The organism is Pseudogracilibacillus sp. SE30717A (genome assembly GCF_037071985.1).
Taxonomy (GTDB): domain Bacteria; phylum Bacillota; class Bacilli; order Bacillales; family Amphibacillaceae; genus Pseudogracilibacillus.
Map to the genome: position 1 here is coordinate 498,097 of NZ_JAXHDF010000001.1, position 23,609 is coordinate 521,705.

Sequence of the window (23,609 nt, forward strand, 5' to 3'; positions counted from 1 at the left end):
AAAAAGTTCTAGTTATTTAGTATATTTTATTAATAGATAATGTTCCGATTGTATCATTTGCTTCAAAATAAGGTAAAAAGAAGAATTAAACTTGGTATAGAGAATTTATTGTATATCCTCTATACCAATCTTTTTATCTTTCATAAAGAAAGTTATAATTTATCGAATGTTAATCAATTTCAACCTTTACAATTGCTCCAGTATTAATATCAACCTTTACTTCATATTTAACGCCTTGGGGAGTTAAAATCTCTACTTCATAGACCCAAGCACCTCTTCGTTGCTCTAACTCCACTTTCACTACTTGCCCAGGAACTCTCTCCAAAGCAATTCTCATTGCCTCTTCAATTGTTATTTGTCCATTGTTTTGTTGCCAATTTGAATGATCATGGTACGACGGATAAAAATGATTATTCATCTACATTCCCCCACATTTCTAGTTATTCACACTACATACTATTCACGTGTGTGATGGGTGTACCTAACATGATTGGAAATAGATGAAAGCCTATAAAATTTAATTATATTAAAACTTTTTGGATGAATATATTCGACTACAACTTTGAATCGACCAATTATCTAATATGCATAGGATTTATAAGTTGTTTTTAACAAAGAAAATCCTAGTTAATTAATGCTTATTTTCTCTATCGATAGGTGATAATGCATCTAAATATGCTAATGCATCCGTTAGTAAATGGACAAATTCTTTCCGATTGACCTGTTCTAATACGAATGTGTTTTGCTTCCCTACCGCTGCCAGTCGTTTATCTGCATAAGTTAAGCCTCTCGCTTTTCCTTCCGTAATGACATCCACATGATAGGAAGTTCCGGAAAACATCCTCGGATCAATCAGAAAAGCGATTGCGCATAAGTCGTGAATCGGACTGTTGATGAATCCAAATTGTCTTCCAGAAAGATTATAAAAATGAAGCAGTTCATATGCTAAATGACTAACACGGCCTTTATTTTTCAAACCATTAATTTCAGCAACTGTAATCTCAGCTTGTTCTGTTACATCTAGACCCGACATCACAATAGGAATATCGGAGTTGAAAACAATTTCTGCCGCCTCGGGATCAACGTAAATATTAAATTCAGCAAGAGCGGTTGTATTACCGCGTTCAAGTCCACCGCCCATTATACTAATATATTCTATTTTATTGCGAATCTCAGGAAATACTTTAATTAATAATGCTATATTGGTTAAAGGGCCCAAACCTACAAGAATGACCTTTTGCGTGCATGCCCTAATTTTTTCATACATAAATAAAACGGCGTTATCTGAAGCAATGGGATAGTGTTCTCCATTAAAATAAGGACCATCCATTCCGCTATCCCCATGTGCCTCAGGAGCAATGCGAAGTTCCTTTGTTAAAGGGCCTTTTTGTCCTGTTGCTAATGGAATTTCCGCCTGAACAAATTCCAAAATATTTTTCGCATTCGTTGTTACTTTCTCTAAAGTTTGATTTCCACCGATCGTCGTAATGCCTAAAATACGTAATTTTTCCGCATGAGCTATAGCAGTTAAGATGGCTAAAGCATCATCATGCCCTGGGTCACAATCAATTATTATATGCTTCATTTTTTCCTCTTTCTCTTTCTAATAAATCTTCTATCGTTAATACGTCTTTATAACCTAAAATGGTAGCCAATTGACAAATATAAGGCTGTTTTAAATGACTAAAAGTTAAAAGTTGCTCATCCCAAAATATTTCCATAGGCGATGCATCTCTTCTTTTTTGTTTATCTGCAAAGACGATCACCCGATTAAACTCCCGCACAACGAATTCCATATCATGTGTAATTGTAATAACAGTTTTATTTTGTTCGGATAAATCCTTAATCATATTGCCAAGACGCTCGATTGATTCTCTGTCCTGTCCGGCAGTAGGCTCGTCTAAAATAATTACTTTTGGATCCATTGCTAATACTGCCGCAATGGTAATGAACTTTCTTTTTGAATAAGGCAGATTGTATGGATGTTCGGACAGTGCGTCAGTTAATCCGCAGATTTCAGCAGCTACGTTTACTCTTTCTTCTACTACTTTATTATCTAATTTTTGATACTTCGGACCAAACGCAATTTCTTTATAGATTGTGTCTTGAAAGATTTGATCATCGGGATTTTGAAAAACATACCCGACTTTTTTAGCGATTTTAGCTGTCGTAGTCTCTTTTGTAGAAATGCCATCTATGAAAATTTCCCCTTTCGTAGGGGTTAATAACTTATTCATCAGTTTAACGGTCGTTGTTTTACCTGCTCCATTTTGTCCTATGATGGCTACGGATTCACCTAATTCGAAGTCGGCATTCACATTTTGTATCGCTTCATAACCGTTCTCATATGTGTAGGAGACATTTCTCAATGATAGATAAGCCATTTACATATCACCATCCTTGCTCAAACTCTCAGAGACTTCCCGGATTGTTAAAGGTACAGTCTTCGGTAATTCTGTATTGTTTTCTTGGGCCTTTTTGATATAATATAATGCAATTTGTGGAAGCTGACCGCCATACTCCAGAACAGATGGGTTAGATAAAACCTCCTGTGTAGGACCTGTCATCACAAGTTGTCCTTGATCCATTAATAAAATTTCGTCGCAGTACTCCGCCAATAAATCAACTTTATGTTCCACTAATATAATTGTTTTGCCCTGTTTTTTTAAAAGGTGAAGAATGTTAAAAATGTCTTCACTGCTTTTAGGGTCCAATTGAGAAGTTGGCTCATCAAGAATAATAATGTCGGGATCTAAGGCAATAATGGACGCGATAGCGACTCGTTGTTTTTGTCCACCTGATAATTGATACGGATTTTTATCTATTAAATCATTTAATTGAAATATATCTACTAGTTCATCTACTTTTGTCATCATTTCAGTACGGGAAACTCCGATATTCTCCATGCCATAAGCAATTTCCTCATATACGGTTTCTTTCACGCCAGATAATTGTGTGAAGGGGTTTTGAAAGGAATAACCGATAATTGTTGCAAGCTCACCAATGTTATAGTCGCTGATCGGCTTTCCCTTTATTAGAATTTCTCCTGTTAACTCGCCTTTATATAGTTCTGGAACAAAACCACGGATAATATTGCATATCGTTGTTTTCCCTGACTCATTTGCTCCAATCACTCCATAGACATTTCCCTTCTTTAAAGTCGAATGACAAATGATGAATGCTTTCTTTATCTTCTAAAGGATACGTGTAGCTAATATTTTTTAACGATACCATGCTCATGATTGAATCCTCCAAACAATATAGCCAATTAAAATGAAAATGTATAAAGAGATAAGGATGTAGTCTGCTTTTTGCTTTTTTAATTCATAGATAGACGTTTTCACAGCTTTAGCAGAAAAAGCGCGTGATTCTAGTGCTAATACTCTTTCTTCAATTTGTTGAATAGATGATAACACCAAAGGACCGACCATCGGGATAAAAGCCTTCAATCTAGTCAGAACATTTCCTTCTGTTTCAATTCCACGCGCCTTTTGTGCATCTGTGATTGTTTTTGACAACAGTAACATTTGGGGAATCAGTTGTATAGTAGATGCGATAACAAACGTAACTTTTGGAGAAATACCTGATTTCTCTAATGCATAGATAATATTTTTGACACTAGTCACTTGAAAATACCATATGATGCTGGAACTAATAGCTGTAATTTTTGATGTCATGTTTAAACTATTCAGTAAGCCCATTTCAGAAAAATGAATAAAACCCCAGATTTTCACAGAATCATCATTCGTCATAATAAAAACTTGGATGATAAAAATAAATAAAATAACAATGAAAATAGACTTCATAAAGGCAGAGAAGAAATCTGCAGCAGTCCTAGAGAATAAGCTTAATAATAGAATCAAAGGAAAGACCATATATTGAAAGGTGTATCCTGGTGTAAACATACTCAATAAAATAATTAAGACAATAAAAGCAAACTTAGTGGATGGATACAAATGTCCGATGCGACTATCCATTTACGGACACCCCTTTCTTAATATAAGGTTCTCCATAATTCAACTTTATTAAAAATCTGTCAGGTATTCTTCGAATGATTAACCAGCTAATGCCGAAATTGATAATGGTATTGACTGAACCAGAAATTAAATTGGTAGAGACGACAGAATTCCATAATTCTTTGCCTGTAGCAAGAAATGTTGCTGTGAGTAAATCTGTCCCTGCACCAGTTACACCGCCAAAAAGAAATACGGTAACAATCGCTGCCGGAAATGCTGCTACAATCGTTAATAAAATACAAGAAACAATAATTCCAAATATATTTGTGTAAAATCTCCATTTTGATAAATAGCCTGATACAAAACCAACACTCATGGATACAATACTAAACCCGATGGCAATTGGATTAATCATGCCATTGACTAGATTTCCTAAGAGTCCTGTTAGTAATCCAATCCAAGGCCCAGCAATCATGGATACCATGATTGTTCCAATCTGATCCATAAATACAGGTAATTTTAAAATGGTAGACATTTGATAACCAACAACATTTAATGAGACACCTACCGGAATTAACAGCAATGCCAGTAGAGTAAAATCGTGCTTTATCCCTCGCTTCATCGTTCTACTCCTTTTAATTAATTTCCTTATGAAAGTTGTTCATCGTTTTCCTCATTGTGTGTAGTTTATAAAATACAATTCCCATTAAAGAGCTTACAATCTTGGGAAACGTTGTGATTAAACCGTGTATGTATAGTATAGCTTTATTCAGATAAATTCAGAAAGGACAAATGTCCTCTCTCTGGCTATTTATAAACTTTATAAAACAAAAAAATTCAAACGTATTTCTTCCCTAATTGATTAGGTTGAATAACGTTTGAATTGATTGTTTCTGTCTACTATTTTCATTTAAATTTCATTGGTCATATTTTGCTTCATCTTTTTATACTGTTCGAGTGACATAGTCAACGTACGATTGGAGCTGGATATCTCATTTAAATTCTTTAATTGTTTGATGTTCCTACCAACAGTTCGAGTGCTCACGCCAATTTGACTAGCGATCTCTTTATAGTAATCATTTATCCGAATTGTTTCTGCTTCTTTTTTGTTCATTTCATAATAACGAACTAAATAATATCGAACACGATCTATTCCTTTGAAGTGGTAAAAGATACCGTCATTTCCTGAACGATTATATAAATCCTCCGCTAACAGTACAGAGCATCTTCTTAAAAGTACTGCATTGGACATAATAAGTTCATAAATAATCGCTGATTCGACCCTTATGGCTGTTACTTTGGTTAAACTTGTTATTGTTGCAATGTATTTATGTTTTCTAGCAAGTACTTCTAATAAACCAATATTTCCATTCGTTTTATCTACTTGGAAATAGCTATAATCTCTTCCGTCTTCATAATCTCGCAATCCTGTAGCGACCCCATCTATGAGAAAATAGACATGCTGCGGAAAGTCTCCTCTGGATACGATTGTAGAATTCGGTTCAAATACCAACTTTGTACCATGGCCCACTAAAAGATCGGAAATAACTGAGTAGTTAAACTCCGTTTCAGCTGCATACTTTTCCCATGATTTTTCTAGCTTCATTCGACTTTTCTCCTGTCACTGTTTCTATCGTATTATTTTCTGATCTTCACCTAACATATCTGTAGTGAAACGGACTCGGTTTCAATAAGAAATTGTTTTTGGCAGTAGATTGTATTTGGTGAATAAATCTTATCATTTTTACGTCTCATATAACAAGGATTTCTGGTTTATGTTTCTTGTTTGCCATCAATTATGGTAAGATTCCCCCGATATATCTAAATGAGGTTCAGAATGAGATTTCATTTGGTTCATTTTTTATATTATCCCACTGTTCATCCTTTATGTTATGGATTTTTGTAATTATGTCTAGTAAAAAATTAGGAGAACAATTATCAATTGTTCTCCATTTTGTAAAATCCTCATCACTATTTTCTCTCCACAGGACCTTATAGATACAGAGTTTTACTTAGTGGGACGACGTTTTTTCTGAGGTATAGCAGACATCTCATTCACGGAAACCACATCATCGGTCTGTTTTATTGGTTTTTCCCAATATTGCTCATTATTTGGTAAGTCGTCAAACCAAGATGCTGTAGGTGGACAATCCAAAATCATGAATTTTCCATAATTGTCATCACGTGATTGGTGATATTTAAGGTAGGCCTTCCCATTCTCGATTGCAAGAATTTCAATTTTACCGGAAGTATGACTCATAACTAATTTGACCCGTTTACCAAGGCCGGAGGTTTTAGCCTTCGCTTCTTCAACGATACGGTATACTTGTTCTAATGGCAGAACAAACGAAGCGTTTCCTGCTACAGGCCGATTTACAAAGAAATAATAAGGAGTAACTCCTGCCCAAGAAAGTCTATCTAACAATTCGCCTAAAACAGTTGGATCGTCGTTTATTCCCTTCAGCACTGGAGTCTGATTGACGACGGTTACTCCAGCCTCATGTAGAGCTTCAATTGCTTTAAGTGCCTGTGATGTCATTTCCCGTGGATGGTTAATATGAGCCATAACATATATTTTTTTGTTCACAGTAGAGTGCTCTTTCAATAAAGCCAATAGATCTTCGTCTTCGTAAATCCGCATAGGATTAAATACAGGTATTTTAGAGCCAATTCTGATAATCTGCACATGGTCAATATTACGTAAATTTTCTAGAATCCATCGTAATTTTGGGGTGCCCAGTATCAATGGGTCACCACCTGTAAGAAGAACATTATTAATTTCGGGGGTTTTTTTGATGTATTCAAGTCCGTCAGTTACATCGAACATAGCCTCTTTTACATCTGAACGAAACAATCGCTTACGAAAACAATATCTGCAGTAAGCCCCACAAACTTCAGAAACCATAAGTAAAGCAGTAGTAGAGTATTTATGCTGACAGCCTTTTACAGGATAGTTTGTATCCTCATCAGATGCGTCCCATCTGCCGTATTCCATTAATTCCTCAGAAGATGGAATCACCAACTTGCGAAGCGGGTCTTCTGGATCAGTCCAGTCAATAAGATCTAAATAATATTCATTTATTCGAAAAACAAATTTCTCAGTAACGGTTTCAAGTACTTTTTTTTCCTCCTCACTCAACTCCTGTATTTTACTTATTTTTGTTATATATTTATTTTTTGACATAGTATGAAAACCTCCTTGGTGAAATTAAACGTTTAGCTCATCTTTCATCTTTAGTTTATTCATGATCGTCACAGTCGTCACAGTCATCACAGCCGTCACAATCACAACAATCACAACAATCACAACAGTCATCACAGCCGTCATAATCATCACAATCGCAACACTCACAACAATCACAACAATCACCACAATCATCACAATCGTATTCCCACATTCTCCCCGAACTTTTATCGGATTCATTGCTTTTTTTCATATATAAATATTTCGAGAATAACAGAGGATTAAGGAAAGCCTGATGAAATGTCTCTTGATCGTAGGCTTTCATAAGGGAGACTTTTGCCGATTTAGAATTTGGCTCAATAAACCATATCTCTCCATCTTGATCAATCCCAAAATCGATTCCCATTTCTCCAAAGGTCCCATACACCTTTTCCAAGGATTCATAAATGGTAAAAAGAAAATGATGAACCTTTGCCATTAATTCCTTTAATAATAAGTCAGGATAATTTAGGACTTCTTTTAAAAATATTTCTATAGGATATGCTGATGAATGAATGGTAATAGGTGATTGGTTTTTTCCAATTCTTGCAGAAACTCCAATAATATTAAGCTTACCTTCTCCATCTCTCTGTAATTCTGCACGAAAATCAACTTTACTGTCATTGATCTTAATTAATTTGATCTCTTTCTGGATGATAAATTTCCTTTCACCAAAAAACTTAGAAATTTCTTTAACTAAATCTTCCCAAGATTCTGCTTGACCTGTAACCATTTTATTTACAAAGTAACTATACTCGAATTTCCCTTTTGGCTTCTTCTGGATTCGGAAAATCCATCTTCCCCGTCCACCACGCACCCCTTTTAAATAAGCTTCATTATTCTGTTTTAAGAAATTTTTCAAATCGTTTTCCTCTTGATACAAAACCGAGTGTGGAAGATATTTACTTGCTGAATCTATTTTACTCAGATCTCGATAAACCTCCCATTTATCGAAATAGGATTGGGAATTAACCTTTATTACATGATGTTGATTAAGAATATCTTCAATATGTTCTATGATAAACTTATTTGATCCTTCATCTCCACGCTTGAAGAGAACGTCGGGTAAAGGGTAATAATCTTGCCTCCATTGGTTTGAATCTATATCATAACTAGTACCAAAAATAAGATTCTGCCTAAAATCAAAGTCTTTAATAGAGAAGAAAAATAAGGTAACACCTGCCTCAACACTTGCTTTAGCCAATTCTAGAAGTCTAGTGTAGCTTTTGAAATTATATTTCTGTTTTTTCAATTTTTTAATCACTGAATAATGAATAAAAGTACCTACAATAGGACGTTTTAAAGGCTGCATTAGTTCCGTCATTAATTCTGTCCTCCCTGATACCATACATAGGGTATATTTTAAAAACACAAAGAAACACATTTATCCATATAGATAATTTGTTTCTGAATAACCTAAAAATAAAAGCCACTATCTCTAAATAAAGCGGCTTTCTCATTCTGTAAAATTCCATATTCAACCTTTAGACTAATTTCTTTACTTAGCTATTCTCCGTAGAGATTTAATTCGTTTATATAGAGTATTGTCAGGAAGTAGCTTGAAATTGCCGTTAATGAGGGGTTCATTGTTTACTTCATAAATCCAGACCCGCTTCTCTTTGTCCAGCCCAATATCAACAGCGAATTCCCAGTTTCTAGGGTAGATAGGGCTTACAGCTTTTACAGCTTCTAGAGTACAATCATGGAGTTTTTTCATCACTTGTGTCTGCTCATCTTCATTATATTCAAGTCGGGTAAATAATGTCTCTAATGTTGTTGGGGTTCCTCCAAAGTGAGAAGTTGTGACAATATCACCAGATGCACCTACCCTGGCACAAATCCCACCGACTATCCACTCCCCATCTACACGAAGGGCATGGCATCTTAGGTCAAAATATCGAGAATCTTTTGTCATACTATTTATTTCCTTTTGAATAATGTAACGACTATCCGAAGTTAACTTTTGCACTTCTGACCATAATGAGGTTAAATGATTAAATTTCTGTTGTGTTACTTCATTAATTGTACGAAGAAGATAGGAACTGGGGTTTACCCGTTCAACTCTTATAATTCCCCTAGACTTTCTGCCTTGGTCAGGTTTTAGATACAACTTTTTATGCTTTCGAATCAGATCTGAAAATGTTCTTTTAGAAAGGATCTCTGTAGGAGGAAGGTAAATGTTGGTTTCCGGATGACACTGAAGAACATAAGCGACCGTTGATTTACTTTTTACTTGATGCCTTCCAATCGGCATAAAATCACCTACTTATATCATATTTTTCATTAAAATCACGCACGGCTTTGGTTCTCACGAATCCATTTTTTAGCATCGAGATATTTTTGATACGATATTTTATCATTTACTTTTTCGAGACCCCTACTGTTCGGATTGGTGTTCGCTTCGATAAACCATACCTTTCCTTGCTTATCTATTCCCATGTCTAAACCAATTTCTAGTAACGGAAAGCATGAGCCTAGAACATTTACAATTTGATGGGATAGATCGGTCAATTCTCGAAGTGTTTTTAGTGGATTCAATTTTTGATCGTTCTTTTGCAAGACTTCTTCCAAAGGCATATCAAAATTTCCCCTTTTTATATTAGTGACTACGGCATTTTTCTCCTTCGCCACAATACTAGACATGAGAGAAAGCCGCCAGCAATTCATTACCTTATGCATAACCACCCGAATATGAAAAGGGCATTCATTTAAAGTAGCTAAGTCTATTCCTTCCTGTACGAGATAATCTCTTCTAGTACTAAATCGATCAGTTAAATCCTTTACAACATCGGGGAAAGATACTAGCTTAGTAGTATCTTCATAAGATAGCTCATATTTAGATTTGCTGATCCTCTTGACCCGGCTAATTCCGGAACCTTGGCTACCCATATTTGGTTTGATGTAAACTTGAGGGTAAGACTGCACCATTCTCCTAAGACTCTCCTTAGAATACCAATGGGTTTCCGGGACATGAAGAGACAGATTTTGATCTTGTATCAAAGGTATCGTTTTTTTCATCTTGCTTCTAACAATTTTATGCACTTGCACTATTTTAACCTCCTTGTATTAGCTACTCTAGATTTTATGCATCTGGCATTAAAACGATACGGCTATAGATACAAATCAAACAGCATTGTGATATTTCCAACCCCTTGTTAAGTAATATTGAGCATAAGAACTGTTCGTAAAAGGCATTTATCAATGCTGTCTATGTATTACTTAGTTACCTTTATATAAGTAAGAAAGTTTTATAGTTTCTCACCCATAAAAAAGGAAGTCTCTCTCAAGTTTCAATAACTTTCGAGAAGCTTCCTTATGACTTAATGATGGATTACAATCAAACCTTTACCTTGCACCCCTTTTATTATCGATAACATCAGATAGACTAGTAATTGCATTTTCAGATAATTTCCCCGGGGACCTTTTAATCATTGCAACTAGTTTCTCAAGATATGCAAAACGGATTATTGATTTTGTAAAAGTAGCAAAGTTATAGGGTTAAATAAATACAAACAAGACCGTCTATTGACAGTCCTGTTATTGAATTAAAACGATCCGTTTGTTGCATAAAAAGGTAATTGTTATTTCTCCCAAATTAATACAGCACGTTTTACAACTGAATCCCAAGAATCCTTTTCAGAAGTGATTTTTTCCACATCAAAATCTGCATAATACACAGCATCAATTTTTTCACTTTCAGGAAGTTCAAAGATATATTCCTGCTCATTAAGATTTTTTTCATTATTGATTAGCATTCTTGTAGGAGAATCAGCAATTGTTTCTGTATAATAAATAAAACTGACATTCTTTTTCTCTCCATTAATTTCAAGTGGCATAGGATGCGTTAGGTTAACACCAGCATAGCTTTCACCAAAATAACGGGAAACCAACTGATTATCATTTTGGCTTTCAATTCTCATTAAATCATCCGAATAAGGAATAACTCTTTCATAATAAAAAACATATGCAAACGCACCAAATAAAATTATAGCCGTAGCAAAAACGGAAACCATTGAAATGATCACTTTTTTCTTACGCATTTTTTTATTAATCTTTTTAAAAATAGAGGCTTTATTTTCTGCTGGAATATACAGTTTACGTTTCATTTTTTCATAAACCTTTTGGCATACTTCACAATGCTGTAAATGCTGGTCTACCATTTCTTTTGTATCTTGACTAACTACCTCATCAATATAAAGAGGTAAAACATCTTGAATAATTGTACACTTAACCTCTTTCATCATCCATCTCCTCCATATACTCGATAATTTGTTTCCTCGCTCTGTAATAGGTCACCCTTGCCCATCCTGCACTTTTTCCAAAAAGACTCCCTATTTTCTCAAATGATAATTCACCAAATGTGCGTAATGAAAAGACCTCCTTATATGGTTCATTCATCGAGTGAAGAAACTGATGAACTATGAAGGCATCTTCCTCATTCATCAAATGATTTACAATTTGCACTCCTATACCCGATTCTTTTTCTACATCTAAATCTATTTGCCGTTTATTTCTTTTGTAGTGAGAGAAATATGTATTTTTTGCTATTGTAAAAAGCCACGCTCGAATATCTTTAGACCCGTCGAAATTCTTGATTGCTTTTAACGCCTTAAAAAATGCTTCTTGCGTAATTTCTTCAGCTATATTCTCATCGCGACTTAATGATCTGATATACAAATAAACTTCTTTAAAGTATTCCTGATAGATATCCTCAAAGTCCACCCCTTTTCACCCCTTTCACTTATATAACTCCTCTAATTCAATTTCGTTACAAAGATATTTAAATAATTTACACTTTGAGCATTACATTTTTTTGTCAATCCCAAATGATTCAAGGCCAACTTAATCATAACTTATTTGAAATTTTGTAATACTAATCACCAAAAGCTTCTCTGTAACCAGGGACTTTTTGGTTTGATTCAATTCTATGTTTTCTTTAATTGTAACTATTTTTTAGTGTTTTTTGGGGATAACGTTCGCATTTTGAAAGTATGATAATTGAGGGGATTTTCTTATAGTATACGGAGAATATTTTAATAGGGCATGCGTTGCTATATCACTGTTTTTAGTGTTTTTATTCAAACGGTATACAAAGCTTGGTTAATGCCATTCTGTTCTCCCTACATTGAACAAGGAAAGCAAAAGGATTTACTCACACAATAATTCATAAGAACCGTAAATGCAGGTAATTCCACTGATAAAAGAAACGTCAAAGATATTGAGTTGTTCTTTGACGCTTCTACAAAAAATAACGTTGTGCTTACTTGTTATTCAACTTATATAACAAATTTCTTGATGAATATTTTAGACTATGACTTCTCATTAGAGATTTTTAATAAAAGAATATGAAGATTATTTTATAAGATAATCATCTTCAATAAAATGTTCAAAATCATCTTTAGGTAATTGGTTGATTCGAAGTTGAAACTGACCATATTTATCTACGGCTGTCTTCTCTGTAACCACTTTTGAAATTTTCTTTGGGATTTTTTAAAAATTCTTGATCCTTAAAATTGCAAAACCGCATTAAGCCAATCAGTCTAATCCATCATATACATCGGTCTTTGCCGATAAGGTTGAATCCTCCGCCAGGTACATCGTTACAATTCGGTTAAGTCGGTATTGATTGCAACGGCAATTTTGAGGATTATTATAAGTAATGGTAAATCAACAATAAATAGCCTCCATGCAAAAACTTACAAGGAGACTATTTATTTTCTTTTCCTAGTTCTTTTTCAAACCCTGTTTCTTCTTGATAAAGTATATTGTTTGAAAATAAATCAATAACATTTTTTAAAAAGGTGGTTATGTTTTCAAGCTGTCTATTATCTGGTAATCCTGGCTTAAGCGGAAAGGCTCCCACCGAGGGTACCAAGTAGTTCTGTTGGTATAAAATATTTGGTTGACGTACAAATACAGTTTCATTATCTACGGAATCTGGATAAAGGATGTAAACCCCCCTCGTCCCTAAAATTGCATCCCTATACGCATGGGCCGTGTGAATGTCATTTCTTAGATAATTTCCCTCTACAGGTTCCCCACTAATCATTTTTTCAAGCTTGTTATTGTCCAGCCTATATTTAGAGTCGAAATGTAACCAATGCTTTTGAAACTTATTTGTTATACTGATACTAATATCTGGATGAAAAAGCCCTTTATCATAGCTGCCTTCCCATAATTCATTATTTAATTGAACAAAGTTACGATTATAATATAGCTTGATGTCTAAAGCATTATAAACAAATTTTATACTGCTTTGAGCTGTTTTATTTAGATTAAGTTTATAACCTCTATCTGTTTTAGAAAGTAAACCCGATAGATTAATATCTTCTGAACCACAAATTTCCTTTAAAGTGTAGTAAATTTGAAAAAAACACCAATATTCATACAGTTCCGAAACAGGTCTTAAATCTCCATCTGCAACGTCAAATTCACTAATATTTGAGTTTAGCCGTATTCCAGAATCGAAATATTGTATTGCCTGAAGGAAATCTTTATAACCACTCTTTCTCTGTAATACCATTGAATTAGGTAGGTGAGTTAAAGTCCCGACTTGTCTAAAGAAAGGGTCTTGTAAAAATCCTTCAACTTTGTCTAAGGCACTTTCTAAAAACCATTTGCTATGTTCGAACTTTGAAGGTAATTGTTTTTGCAAATCAATAATTAGTTTTTCAATCTCTTCCAAAGAAAACTTAATAAATTGATTTTCTTTTGTATCAACTGTATTTTCAACTTCCTCTTTAAAGTATTCTAGTGGGACAAAGCCCCTACTTCTCTCGTTAAGATTATCTTTCTTCCATTTTAAATCGGTGGGATTGGTAGCCATACTGAATAAATCAAATGTACCTGGATAATTTACTTTTTCAATCTCATTTTCATAAGATAACCTTGAATGTGGATTTGATAAAATAGTTTGCAGTGCCAACGGTAAATTTCCTTCACTCATCAATCTTCTTAAATGTAAAAGGATAACTTGATAGGAATTATCGTAAAGTATGTTATCTAAATCCAGTGCGACTTCAGTAGGTTTATCCAATGATAATAGCAATTCGGTTTGAATTTCAGACAGCTGATTCAATAGTTCTTGAAAATCCTTTTCATAAGACATTTTATAACTTACAACTTCAATATCAAAAGAATCAGTTGAGACTTCCTCTTCAAAATAGAATTTAGAAACGCCAATAAAGTTTCTAAAGTTAATACTTGCGGATATATATGTATAACCATTCTGCTCATACCAAGTATCTGACGTATTGAATGTAATGTACTTTTTAAGTTTCAAGTTGGCTAGTGGATAAATAGGATTATCAAAAAATTGTTGCCTTTCCTTAATGACTTCTTTGGCAAGAGGTATAGCAATGATTACATCGTATTCCGTTTGTTCTTTTAAACAAATATCTCGAAAATAATCGGACTTCTCCTCCCGAACAAAGAGTGTTGGGATGGGGCTTGAACTTTTTTCCCGTTTGTACTCTTTATAAAATTCATATTTTGATTCATTAAACCTTTCTATTTCAGTCTTTTCCCCCACCGCTATCCCTTTACTGATTAAACTTAAATAAATCTTATTATTTCCCAGTGTTGTGGTGAATTTGAAAACAATTTTGCCTAATATAATCATCAGACAACAAACCCACTATAACCTGTTATTTGCAGAATTCTCTGCATAGCTATTAATTTACTGTGAGACTTTGGAAATCGTATGTTGCCATCTTCATTACAGAATTCGATTAACTCATTTAATACATGTGTTAACTGTTTTCTGTTCCCGTGAATTTTGGGAAGTATTTTTTGCATTAATATCTCGTCATATAAGGAATTAATTTCAGAAAGCCATTCGAGGTTAACATCAAATTTATCCTTCAATTCCTCTGCAACTACTATATAATCATTACACTCTTTCACAACTCTGTAACCAAATGGAAAACTATCTTCTAAAATTTCATACAACCCGTCTAATAATGAAATCAATTCGGGATGACTATCGGCAGGTTCTTCATCTAAAAGATAACTATAAATATCACCTATTGTCATCTTAACAAAATAAGCATTATTTGAAATTCCAAACGAAATAGATGGTTTTACTGAGTTTTTTTCAATAACAAATGCTCGATCTAATACTTTAGGAGAAAACATGTACGTTGTTTCATCTATATTGACAGTTCCTATAAAATAGACGTTATCTGATACGAATAACCCACCTTTGTCTATTGCCTGATTAATTAAGGGAATGTATTCATAATCATATTTAAATGTTTTTTTCAACAATTTTAATTCCTCCACATTTAACATGGGCTCTTTACCTAGATTAGGATGTTTTGCTGTTTCAATTAATGAAAGGAATCGAGAAAAATACATTTCAACATGGGATAAATTCATTTCATCAAAAATGACAAAGAACGGAACGCCCTCGTATTCACTTGAATTAGCTTTTAACAACAAATTAATTAGGGGCGTAGTTTCATAGGTCTCTCCATCTAATGAAAAAGGATTTCTATAGCCAATAAGGTGTTTTCCGTCTTTCCAGCCTGCTTCAACAGGAATGAATGTAATATTAAAGTTTTTATCCATTGTAGCCAACGGATTTAAGGTGGAGGCTAATTGTCTTATTCCATAAGTCTTTCCTGTTCCGCTTGGTCCAGTCAATATTAAAAACTGCTTCGCCTTTAAAGAAGTCAATAGATGGGTATCCACTGTTACAACTTCGTCAAAATTAATACTCTCTACGTCAGATGGCGCTGTATCTAAAGCTTCTCCTTCCAACCAAAGGATTAATTGTTCGATAGACAAGCTAAAGACTTTATGAAACTCATATTTTTTAATTTGTTCATAAAAATCCCTGGTGAATTCCGAGCTTGGTGTTTCAGCCCATCCAATTGCTTTTAATCTATCCAAAAGTAATTCTTTTACAAGTAAACCAACTTCACCATTCTTGTATAAAGGGGAAAGGTCATAAGGTACATCGTCGGAACGAGAATACTCCGCACTAGTTGCCTTCGATTCAATAAGTACTCCTCTAATATTCGTAAATGGTTTAACCGAACCAAAATCGGCTTTATGTAATATTCCCTTCATATTACTGGAAGATGACTGAATGAATACATTGATATAATTATGATGGCTAAATATAACAGCTATCATACAAAAATACCCAATGCTTGACGGGTATTCCTGAATCTCTTCCCAATAGGTTGGCAATGGTTCAATTAAACTTTCTACCCCGAGGGCACCTTTTAATTGAGGCTCATTAATAGCTCTTGGTAGGGTATATACCCCTTGGATATAATCTTCCAAATGATTGCCCTTTAGGATTTCAATCAAATTCACAATTCCATACTTTGTTTGTGAGGCATTGAGTCTACTTAACATTTCAGTCTCCTTTCACTTCCTATAAGGCTCAGGATAAAGTCTAAAGTATTATAACGTCAGTAATTTACTGTCTTCTACTTCTTTTATCATTTGACTCGGTTTCACATTAATTATTTTTGCAATGGCAAATACGGTATTAATTGTTGGCTTTCGCTTTCCTCTTTCCAACAAACTAATATAGGTTCTATCAAGACCACATTTGAGTGCCAAACCTTCTTGAGAAAGACCTGTCTTATTTCTATATTTCCTCAAAATCACTCCAAATTCCTCCTCTATGGTCATTAATACCCCCTCTTTTCGACATTGATAATACTTTGATTTTTATATAAATGTTACAAATAGTCCACGGACTATAGTAGTCATTTATTTTTATTAATAATATCAGTGTATTTCTATTGCTTTTTCTGTTGACTATAGTCATAATTGAATTGAGTATTTATATAATTCAAGTGCTTGGAATATTAGTCTAATTTGCCCTGTTGGCTGCCATCAGTTGCAAATAGTCCTATTATACCGAGGGAATATTCAGAACTAATGTGATTTCAAGCACATGACATTATTAATTCATTATTATTATGATATACTAGCGCCATTGAATTTGAAACAAGGGAGCGATTGAAAATGACTACAAAAATAATAAATAGTGATATGAATCAACTCCCTCAATTACATACTGTCGAAAATATTCCGCATATAACTAAATATATGGGGTCGAAAAGAAGTATAATTGACTTTGTTATACAAGGAATTGAGGAAAGTTATTTAGGTGGCTATGTATGCGACCTTTTTGCTGGCTCTTCTGTACTCTCTGGATGCTTAAGAAATTCAGTACCAGTAATCTCCAATGATATTCAAGAATACTCAGCAATACTTGCTAATTTATATCTAAGTAATTACAACTGGGATGACTATCCAAATTTAATTGACGATATTATTCAACAAACAACTAAACGTGTTTTCGAGGCAAAAAGAAGATATCCTCATCTCAACTTTAGTTATGATAGAGAGTTTGATCTTGATTCATTCAACAGCTTAGAAAAACAACAACAAGATTTAATTGAATATGATTTTTCATCTCTAAAGTATCATTTATTTATTAAAAATTATTCTGGAACGTATTGGTCATATGAACAATGTTTGTGGATTGATTCATTTAGAGGTGTTGCTGATAATTATAAGAATACCCCTCTATTCTATCCTATTATTGCAAGCTTAATGTTTGCAATGTCCTATAATTCACAAAGCACAGGACACTATGCGCAATATAGGGATGCCAATACCATAGAGTCAATGAATTCTATTCTAATTTATAGACGCAAGGAGATACTACCTTTCTTCATACGAAAATTCAAAGAGTTTCAACATGTGCTAGGTAAGAACGATTTAAATCACAAAGTCGTTTCAATGGACTATAGGGACTGTTTAGATATGATTGAAAAAAATACAACCGTTTATGCAGACCCTCCATACTGCTTTGTACACTATTCACGCTTTTACCATGCTTTGGAAACTTTAGTTAAGTATGACTATCCAGATGTTAGGTTTAAAGGCAGATACCGAACCGATAGACATCAATCGCCATTCTGTATCCAAACCAAAGTGAGAGATGCATTTAGGCAGATGTTTATTCGAATTAAGAAAAAAGATTCAAATCTTGTTTTAAGCTATAGCAATACTGGAATGATAAGTCTTGATGAGTTGGAAAAAATTGCTCACGAATCATTTGGTGCAAATTACAGCATCACTATTCGGACTCAAGAGCATCTTCATAGTACAATGGGAAGAAAAGAAGATAAAAATCGAACAGTTCAAGAAGCTATAGTTCTTGTAAGAAAGAAAAACTAAATCAAATTTGATATAAGTTATTATAATACGTTCGGTACTGCACCCTAAAGTTAGAGTTTAAAATTAACTTTAGGGGTATTTTGGATGGAAAAATTTAGTGATGAATATAAATTAAGAGTTGTGAATGAGTATCTGGAAGTTATCTTGGGGTACAATCTGTTGGCAAAGAAGTATGTTTCCAAGCCAATCTATAATTGAAAATTGGATTCGCTCCTTAGGCAAGACAGTGTAAGAGTAACTAGCATTGAACAGCTTACCTATTCCATTAACGTCAAAGATCCCAACGACTTTTACCTAATGGAATGATGGAACTAAACTTTTCACATTAAAAAACCTCATGATTTTTGACAATCATGAGGCCACCATTTCTTTACTCTTTAATCAAAAACGGGCCCAGATTCATTATAATCTAAGAATTTAAATGTTTTAGTATTCAAAAATCTGAATTTCTTTGTCATAAGTCTAAATATTTTCTCGTCATGTGTGCTCATTATTACTTGTTTATTTAGAGTTAATGTTATTTCCTCGGATGAAATACTTCTTAGTATATCAATAAATGCTAAAATGTTTATATCATCCATACTTTGGACTGGATCATCTAGAAGTATTGTACTTAAACGAGTACATTGCTGTCGTAATGCAAGAGCAAAAAATATACTAATTGCCACTACGTTCATTTGAGCAGTACTAAACGTAAAGGTAGGATTAATTTCACAAGAACTTTGATCTTCTCTATAACATTTTATTTGCAACACATTATTACCACTATTATTGGTACCCAATTCGAGTTTTATATTAGTAAAGTATGGGTGAGGATATATCCTTTTATATATATTGTTAATCAAATACTCATTCTCTTTTAATATCGAACTATTCATTTCTTCTATCACCTTTTCAGATGATTCCATTATATTTTCTAGCCTCTCTATAACTTTAACATGGTTATCTCTTTCATTTTCCAGGTTGTTTTTTAAAGAATTTAGCCTATTAAATTCCTTATAATCTTTATTATTGACTACTGACTGTAATAATTTATTTAATTTGTTTAATGTAATTTCCATATCTGTTTTTGTATTTCCATAATTGTTTAAATTACCAGATACAAGGTTTAATTTATTTAAAATGTCTTCTTCAATATCTTCAATGTTTAAGGAAGTCAGTTTACTCTCAAATTTCCTAACATTCTCCTCTAAACTGGTCAAGCGATTTTTAGTACTTTCAATACCTTCATCAATCTGAATATTCATTTCTAGTTGCTTCTTACTAATAAGACTGATGTTATTTTCGATTTCGTTTAGTAATTGCTCACTTTCTTTTGATAAACCAATCTTATCTATAACACTTATATAATTAGAATGTAATTGGCGGTTATTCTCAAATTGTTTAATAGAATTATTATATTCTTGTAAATCATTGTTATAGTTTACTTTATTATAGGATAATTGAGATGCTGCTTGCTTTAACACTTCTGATATTTGATCTTTTATTCTATCTGAAGTTGTATGAATCATACTTAAAAAATGATCAATTTTATTTTCTAGTTTTAGGATATTTTTGTTGATTTCATCAATTCTATTTATATTACTTTTAATTTCTCCATCTTCTACAGATAGTACTCCATCAATTTTATTTAATAGTTCATCACTTTTAAACTCTGTCCCACATACTGGACAGTCTATTTCTTCGTTGTAACTATGATTTTTCACAGCTAATATATGATCACGAGATATTTTTAGTATGTCTCTATATTTTTTGTCAATCGTTAATAACGAATCATTTTGTTTGTCTAGACGCTTTCGTTCATTTTCCAATCCTTCCTTATCCGTTAAGATAGTTTCAACGACTGTGATAGTTCTTAGAACTATCTGATTTAATTCTAGGAATGCCTCATCTACTATTCTAATAAAAGGACTTAATTTACTTTCTTCCTTTGGTAAAAATGACTTTGCGAACTGCTCTCTTTCAGACGTTAAGCTTTTTAAATTATATAATTTATTAATAAACTCATCTTTACTAGAAAGGATATTCGATAAATTCCTTAAATCGTTTTTTGTAATACTGGTGAAAGATTCATTTTCACTTATCAATTTAGATAAACCTTGTAAAAGGTTATTTTTTTGTTCTAGGTTTTGTGTTAGTTCATGTTGCTTTTTTGAAAATTCTTTATATCTATCAAAATATTCAAGTAAATAAATCAAATTACGTTTTTCATCTAATATTGGTATTGCTTTTTGAATATTTTTAATATCAAATTTATTACTTTTGTAAGTTTCTTTTTTTGAATTAATCTCCTCTAAATTGTTTTTTTCATTCTTGAGGGTATTAATTGATAATTCAATTTTATCTATTGCCACAGAGATTTTACGAGTGAGATCATTGATCAATTTTATAAGTTGCTCTTCATCAATTAATTCATTTGATACTTTAAACTCATCTAATGACAAATCTTTCAGTATGACATTGCTGTTATACTTTAGAATGATATCATCAATAAAGTCTTTTATATTTGTAAATCCATCAATATTGATACTCTGTTGATTGCTGATCCTGTCCTTCAATAAATTAATATTTGGAATAACCTTGTTCAATTTTTCATCAATAAATTTTATCTTGTCATTTGTTTCCTTTCTTATACTGTCGATTTGTTTATTATATTTCTGGAACCTACTTGTTCCAAGTAAAGATGATATTTGATTATACCTATCAGGACCTTTAAGTCCTTGAACAAAATATTTTAATTTGTCTTGTGTTAAAAGGTGAAACTGTGAAAAGACATTTTGAAAATCTAATTTATCTCTCCAGTCTTCTTGTATTAATAACTCATTTAGTTTATTCATTGCGTCATTATTATAAAGTGGTTCAAAGTCTGGTCCATATAAAATTAGTTTGGACTTATTCGAACCATAATCTGTATTTTTAGCTTCAAAATTTGTGGCTTCTCTATAAATTATGTACTTTTTATCGTCTTCTATTAGTTCTATTGTTACCTTAGCAGGTAATTCATATGGTTGATAGTTTATAAAATGATTTTTACTTTTTTCTTCATTTGGTTCTTCAAATCGAAATAGTTTTCCAGTAAAACCCCATTCCACAGCATCAAAAAATGATGTCTTACCAAACCCATTAGAACCAGATAAAACCGTGAAGTCAGAGCCTTTACTAAAATCAAAGACCTTAGGCTCTCTATAACCTCTAAAATGATCTATTACTAGTTTAGATAATCTAACATCTTTCATACTATTAATCTCCTTTAAGCTTCTCAATTAATTCATTTTTATTGGAGAAAATATCCCTTAAAACTTTATTCGAAAGAATTTCCCCGTTGAAGTTTACCTTTTTTCTTAATTCTTCGAAGAATTGATCATCAGTTATTAAATTATTCAACTTATCCAACTCATAGAATTTTGAAGTCAATGGTAATTTCAAATTCATATTTTCTAATTGCTCTTCCTTTGAACGTGCTTTGATAATATATTTCTTACAACAAAATCTATCTTTCTCAATGTGATGATACTCATCAATACTTAAATCATCTGTTCCAATATATATTAATAAATAGTAGATATCCCATCTAATATCTACCCTCGAATATAGTTCATTTTGAATATAAAGAGCTATATCTTTATCTTGTGCTATCTCCCATTCATTAAATAGCTCATATTTCTCGCTAAATACTTTACATACAAAGATAAATTTTTCTTTTTGTTCATCAATAAAATAGCAATCAATATAATTAAATTTTGGATCAATTACTTTTTCCATATTAAAACTACTAAAAAAATCACTAATGTTTGAATATACATTAAATGCCCTCAACACGATCCCCACCTAAAACATTATTTAATTGTGTTATTAGCTCTTTTATCGTTTCCTTTGTTTGGAAGTTAAATGCAAACTCACAATGATAATTAAAATTGTATTTATTTTTTAAATTATAAAATTCTTCCTTTCCCTCAGCTGACTCCATATTTACATCTGAAATTTCTGCAATAATGTATTTAAAATCAACATTTGCAGATCCAAGTCCTTGTAAACAATTTTGTGCAGCTACATTCCCTATTATTACGCTATCTATTTTGCTTATATCAACATCTGGCTCATTAAAATACTTAAGTAATTTTAAAATAACTAAATTGTATTCACTTCTCTCAACAGTATGAAGGTATGCTAGATGCCTATCTTCATTTAATAGTACAGCCTGCCCCTTTTTATCCATTAATTTTAAGTCAGGATAAATAAATGAAATTAAACTAAGGTTAATAATAATGTTTTTAATAGTTTCTTTATTATCAATAAATTTAATATCTTGAGGGTCTTGAAAAAGAGTAAGAAAAGGTACTTTAATACTGGAAATAATTCTTTTAAACTCTTCTTCACCTAAATCCCTTATCTGCTTTAAAATAATCTCAACTTTTCTCATAAGTTGTTGTTTTACATCTGTAGATTTAATTCCATCGATGTTGTTTATATCCTCATATATAAGTTGCAAAAATTCAATAAATGGTAAATCCTTAGACATAAGAAGTTTTTCAACTTCTGCAATGGAAACAACCTTATTGACTGTAAAAAACTTATCTACGAGATAATCATATTTATCAATTAGTAAATTCAAATCAGTTCCTGTTATTTTTTCTATTTTTAAGTTTTTCAAGACATCTAATAGTTGAGGTTTGATAGTTCCTAATTTTAACCCCTCAAATTTTTTATACTTTGATAATACTTCAGCTGTCCAAGTATCTAAATCAACTTCATTTTCAATAGTTGTATTAAAGTTATCTAATAATGTGATTGCAGGACCTGTAAAATCACTAGAAACTACATAGTAATACGTAAAATTATTAATATCCGTGATAATCGAGTTATCAACCAGGTAGTGAATTGTGAACTTTATTATTTCTTTTGCCACGTTTGATTTGTCTAGCTTTTCTCCATATCTTTTACATTGTATTACACCTGTATATTTTTCATTAAGTTGTAAAGTACAATCACGTCCTTTTTCCCCTACTCCAGGCATTAAGGTAATACGATTATGCCTTTCGCTATAAATCTTAATATTTCTGATTTCTTCCTTAAAAATGTAATAAGTTAGGATTTCAAATAATCTATCATCCAGTTTTTCAAAAGGATAGCTATCATCACTATATGCTTTTGGTTTTTCCCCTAGTCCTAATTCTATCGTCATTTGATTTTCTGTTATTTTTACCATTATATACACT

At 32.5% G+C, this 23,609-nt stretch carries 21 protein-coding genes; 1 reads left to right on the top strand and 20 read right to left on the bottom strand.

All coding sequences use genetic code 11. The features are described from left to right. Positions 1-169 precede the first annotated feature (169 nt). From SPD48_RS02315 to SPD48_RS02395, 17 genes are all read right to left on the bottom strand, one after another. Positions 170-418: a PepSY domain-containing protein gene (locus tag SPD48_RS02315; protein WP_336256436.1), complete on the bottom strand. Its 249-nt coding sequence runs from the start codon at positions 416-418 to the stop codon at positions 170-172. A 213-nt stretch (positions 419-631) separates the two neighbouring features. Next, entirely contained in the window at positions 632-1,585 is a 954-nt protein-coding gene (locus SPD48_RS02320; RefSeq protein ID WP_336256437.1) for a nucleoside hydrolase, read from the bottom strand. Then, positions 1,566-2,384: an energy-coupling factor ABC transporter ATP-binding protein gene (locus SPD48_RS02325; protein WP_336256438.1), complete on the bottom strand. Its 819-nt coding sequence runs from the start codon at positions 2,382-2,384 to the stop codon at positions 1,566-1,568. Before SPD48_RS02325 ends, SPD48_RS02320 begins: the two co-directional genes overlap by 20 nt. Further along, a complete protein-coding gene (locus SPD48_RS02330; RefSeq protein WP_336256439.1) occupies positions 2,385-3,134 on the bottom strand; it encodes an energy-coupling factor ABC transporter ATP-binding protein in 750 nt (249 codons plus the stop codon). After that, positions 3,118-3,240, bottom strand: a complete 123-nt coding sequence (locus tag SPD48_RS02335; RefSeq protein WP_336256440.1) for a hypothetical protein — start codon at positions 3,238-3,240, stop codon at positions 3,118-3,120. Before SPD48_RS02335 ends, SPD48_RS02330 begins: the two co-directional genes overlap by 17 nt. After that, positions 3,237-3,977: an energy-coupling factor transporter transmembrane component T gene (locus SPD48_RS02340; protein WP_336256441.1), complete on the bottom strand. Its 741-nt coding sequence runs from the start codon at positions 3,975-3,977 to the stop codon at positions 3,237-3,239. Before SPD48_RS02340 ends, SPD48_RS02335 begins: the two co-directional genes overlap by 4 nt. Then, a complete protein-coding gene (locus SPD48_RS02345; protein ID WP_336256442.1) occupies positions 3,970-4,578 on the bottom strand; it encodes an ECF transporter S component in 609 nt (202 codons plus the stop codon). Before SPD48_RS02345 ends, SPD48_RS02340 begins: the two co-directional genes overlap by 8 nt. 288 nt (positions 4,579-4,866) lie before the next feature. Continuing rightward, on the bottom strand, positions 4,867-5,562 hold the full coding sequence (locus tag SPD48_RS02350) for a Crp/Fnr family transcriptional regulator (RefSeq protein WP_336256443.1): 696 nt from the start codon (positions 5,560-5,562) through the stop codon (positions 4,867-4,869). Positions 5,563-5,964: 402 nt separating this feature from the next. Then, positions 5,965-7,140 (bottom strand): KamA family radical SAM protein, encoded by a 1,176-nt coding sequence (locus SPD48_RS02355; RefSeq protein ID WP_336256444.1) that lies wholly within the window; start codon positions 7,138-7,140, stop codon positions 5,965-5,967. Positions 7,141-7,195: 55 nt separating this feature from the next. Then, positions 7,196-8,503: a YheC/YheD family endospore coat-associated protein gene (locus tag SPD48_RS02360; protein WP_336256445.1), complete on the bottom strand. Its 1,308-nt coding sequence runs from the start codon at positions 8,501-8,503 to the stop codon at positions 7,196-7,198. 174 nt (positions 8,504-8,677) lie between these two features. Further along, the gene (locus SPD48_RS02365; RefSeq protein ID WP_336256446.1) at positions 8,678-9,433 is read right to left on the bottom strand and encodes a YheC/YheD family protein; all 756 of its coding nucleotides are present in this window, start codon (positions 9,431-9,433) and stop codon (positions 8,678-8,680) included. A gap of 35 nt (positions 9,434-9,468) precedes the next feature. Then, positions 9,469-10,227, bottom strand: coding sequence for a YheC/YheD family protein (locus SPD48_RS02370; protein WP_336256447.1), 759 nt, complete (start codon positions 10,225-10,227; stop codon positions 9,469-9,471). A gap of 533 nt (positions 10,228-10,760) precedes the next feature. Further along, complete coding sequence (locus SPD48_RS02375) at positions 10,761-11,423, bottom strand: zf-HC2 domain-containing protein (protein WP_336256448.1); 663 nt, start codon at positions 11,421-11,423, stop codon at positions 10,761-10,763. After that, a complete protein-coding gene (locus SPD48_RS02380) occupies positions 11,407-11,901 on the bottom strand; it encodes an RNA polymerase sigma factor (RefSeq protein ID WP_336256449.1) in 495 nt (164 codons plus the stop codon). The genes SPD48_RS02375 and SPD48_RS02380 overlap by 17 nt, the downstream gene beginning before the upstream one ends. Positions 11,902-12,886: 985 nt before the next feature. Continuing rightward, positions 12,887-14,800, bottom strand: coding sequence for a DUF2357 domain-containing protein (locus tag SPD48_RS02385; RefSeq protein WP_336256450.1), 1,914 nt, complete (start codon positions 14,798-14,800; stop codon positions 12,887-12,889). Continuing rightward, the gene (locus tag SPD48_RS02390; RefSeq protein WP_336256451.1) at positions 14,800-16,548 is read right to left on the bottom strand and encodes an McrB family protein; all 1,749 of its coding nucleotides are present in this window, start codon (positions 16,546-16,548) and stop codon (positions 14,800-14,802) included. The genes SPD48_RS02385 and SPD48_RS02390 overlap by 1 nt, the downstream gene beginning before the upstream one ends. 48 nt (positions 16,549-16,596) lie before the next feature. Beyond that, entirely contained in the window at positions 16,597-16,830 is a 234-nt protein-coding gene (locus SPD48_RS02395) for a helix-turn-helix domain-containing protein (protein WP_336256452.1), read from the bottom strand. A gap of 339 nt (positions 16,831-17,169) precedes the next feature. Between SPD48_RS02395 and SPD48_RS02400 the strand changes: the two genes are divergently transcribed. Beyond that, a complete protein-coding gene (locus tag SPD48_RS02400) occupies positions 17,170-18,393 on the top strand; it encodes a DNA adenine methylase (RefSeq protein WP_336256453.1) in 1,224 nt (407 codons plus the stop codon). Positions 18,394-18,770: 377 nt separating this feature from the next. On the opposite strand, the gene SPD48_RS02405 is transcribed toward SPD48_RS02400, so the two are convergent. The 3 genes from SPD48_RS02405 to SPD48_RS02415 are packed head-to-tail and all read right to left on the bottom strand — an operon-like array spanning position 18,771 to position 23,599. After that, on the bottom strand, positions 18,771-21,629 hold the full coding sequence (locus tag SPD48_RS02405) for an SMC family ATPase (RefSeq protein ID WP_336256454.1): 2,859 nt from the start codon (positions 21,627-21,629) through the stop codon (positions 18,771-18,773). A 4-nt stretch (positions 21,630-21,633) separates the two neighbouring features. After that, positions 21,634-22,209, bottom strand: a complete 576-nt coding sequence (locus SPD48_RS02410; protein ID WP_336256455.1) for an ABC-three component system middle component 1 — start codon at positions 22,207-22,209, stop codon at positions 21,634-21,636. Continuing rightward, positions 22,196-23,599 (bottom strand): hypothetical protein, encoded by a 1,404-nt coding sequence (locus SPD48_RS02415; RefSeq protein WP_336256456.1) that lies wholly within the window; start codon positions 23,597-23,599, stop codon positions 22,196-22,198. The genes SPD48_RS02410 and SPD48_RS02415 overlap by 14 nt, the downstream gene beginning before the upstream one ends. Between the last annotated feature and the right edge of the window lie 10 nt (positions 23,600-23,609).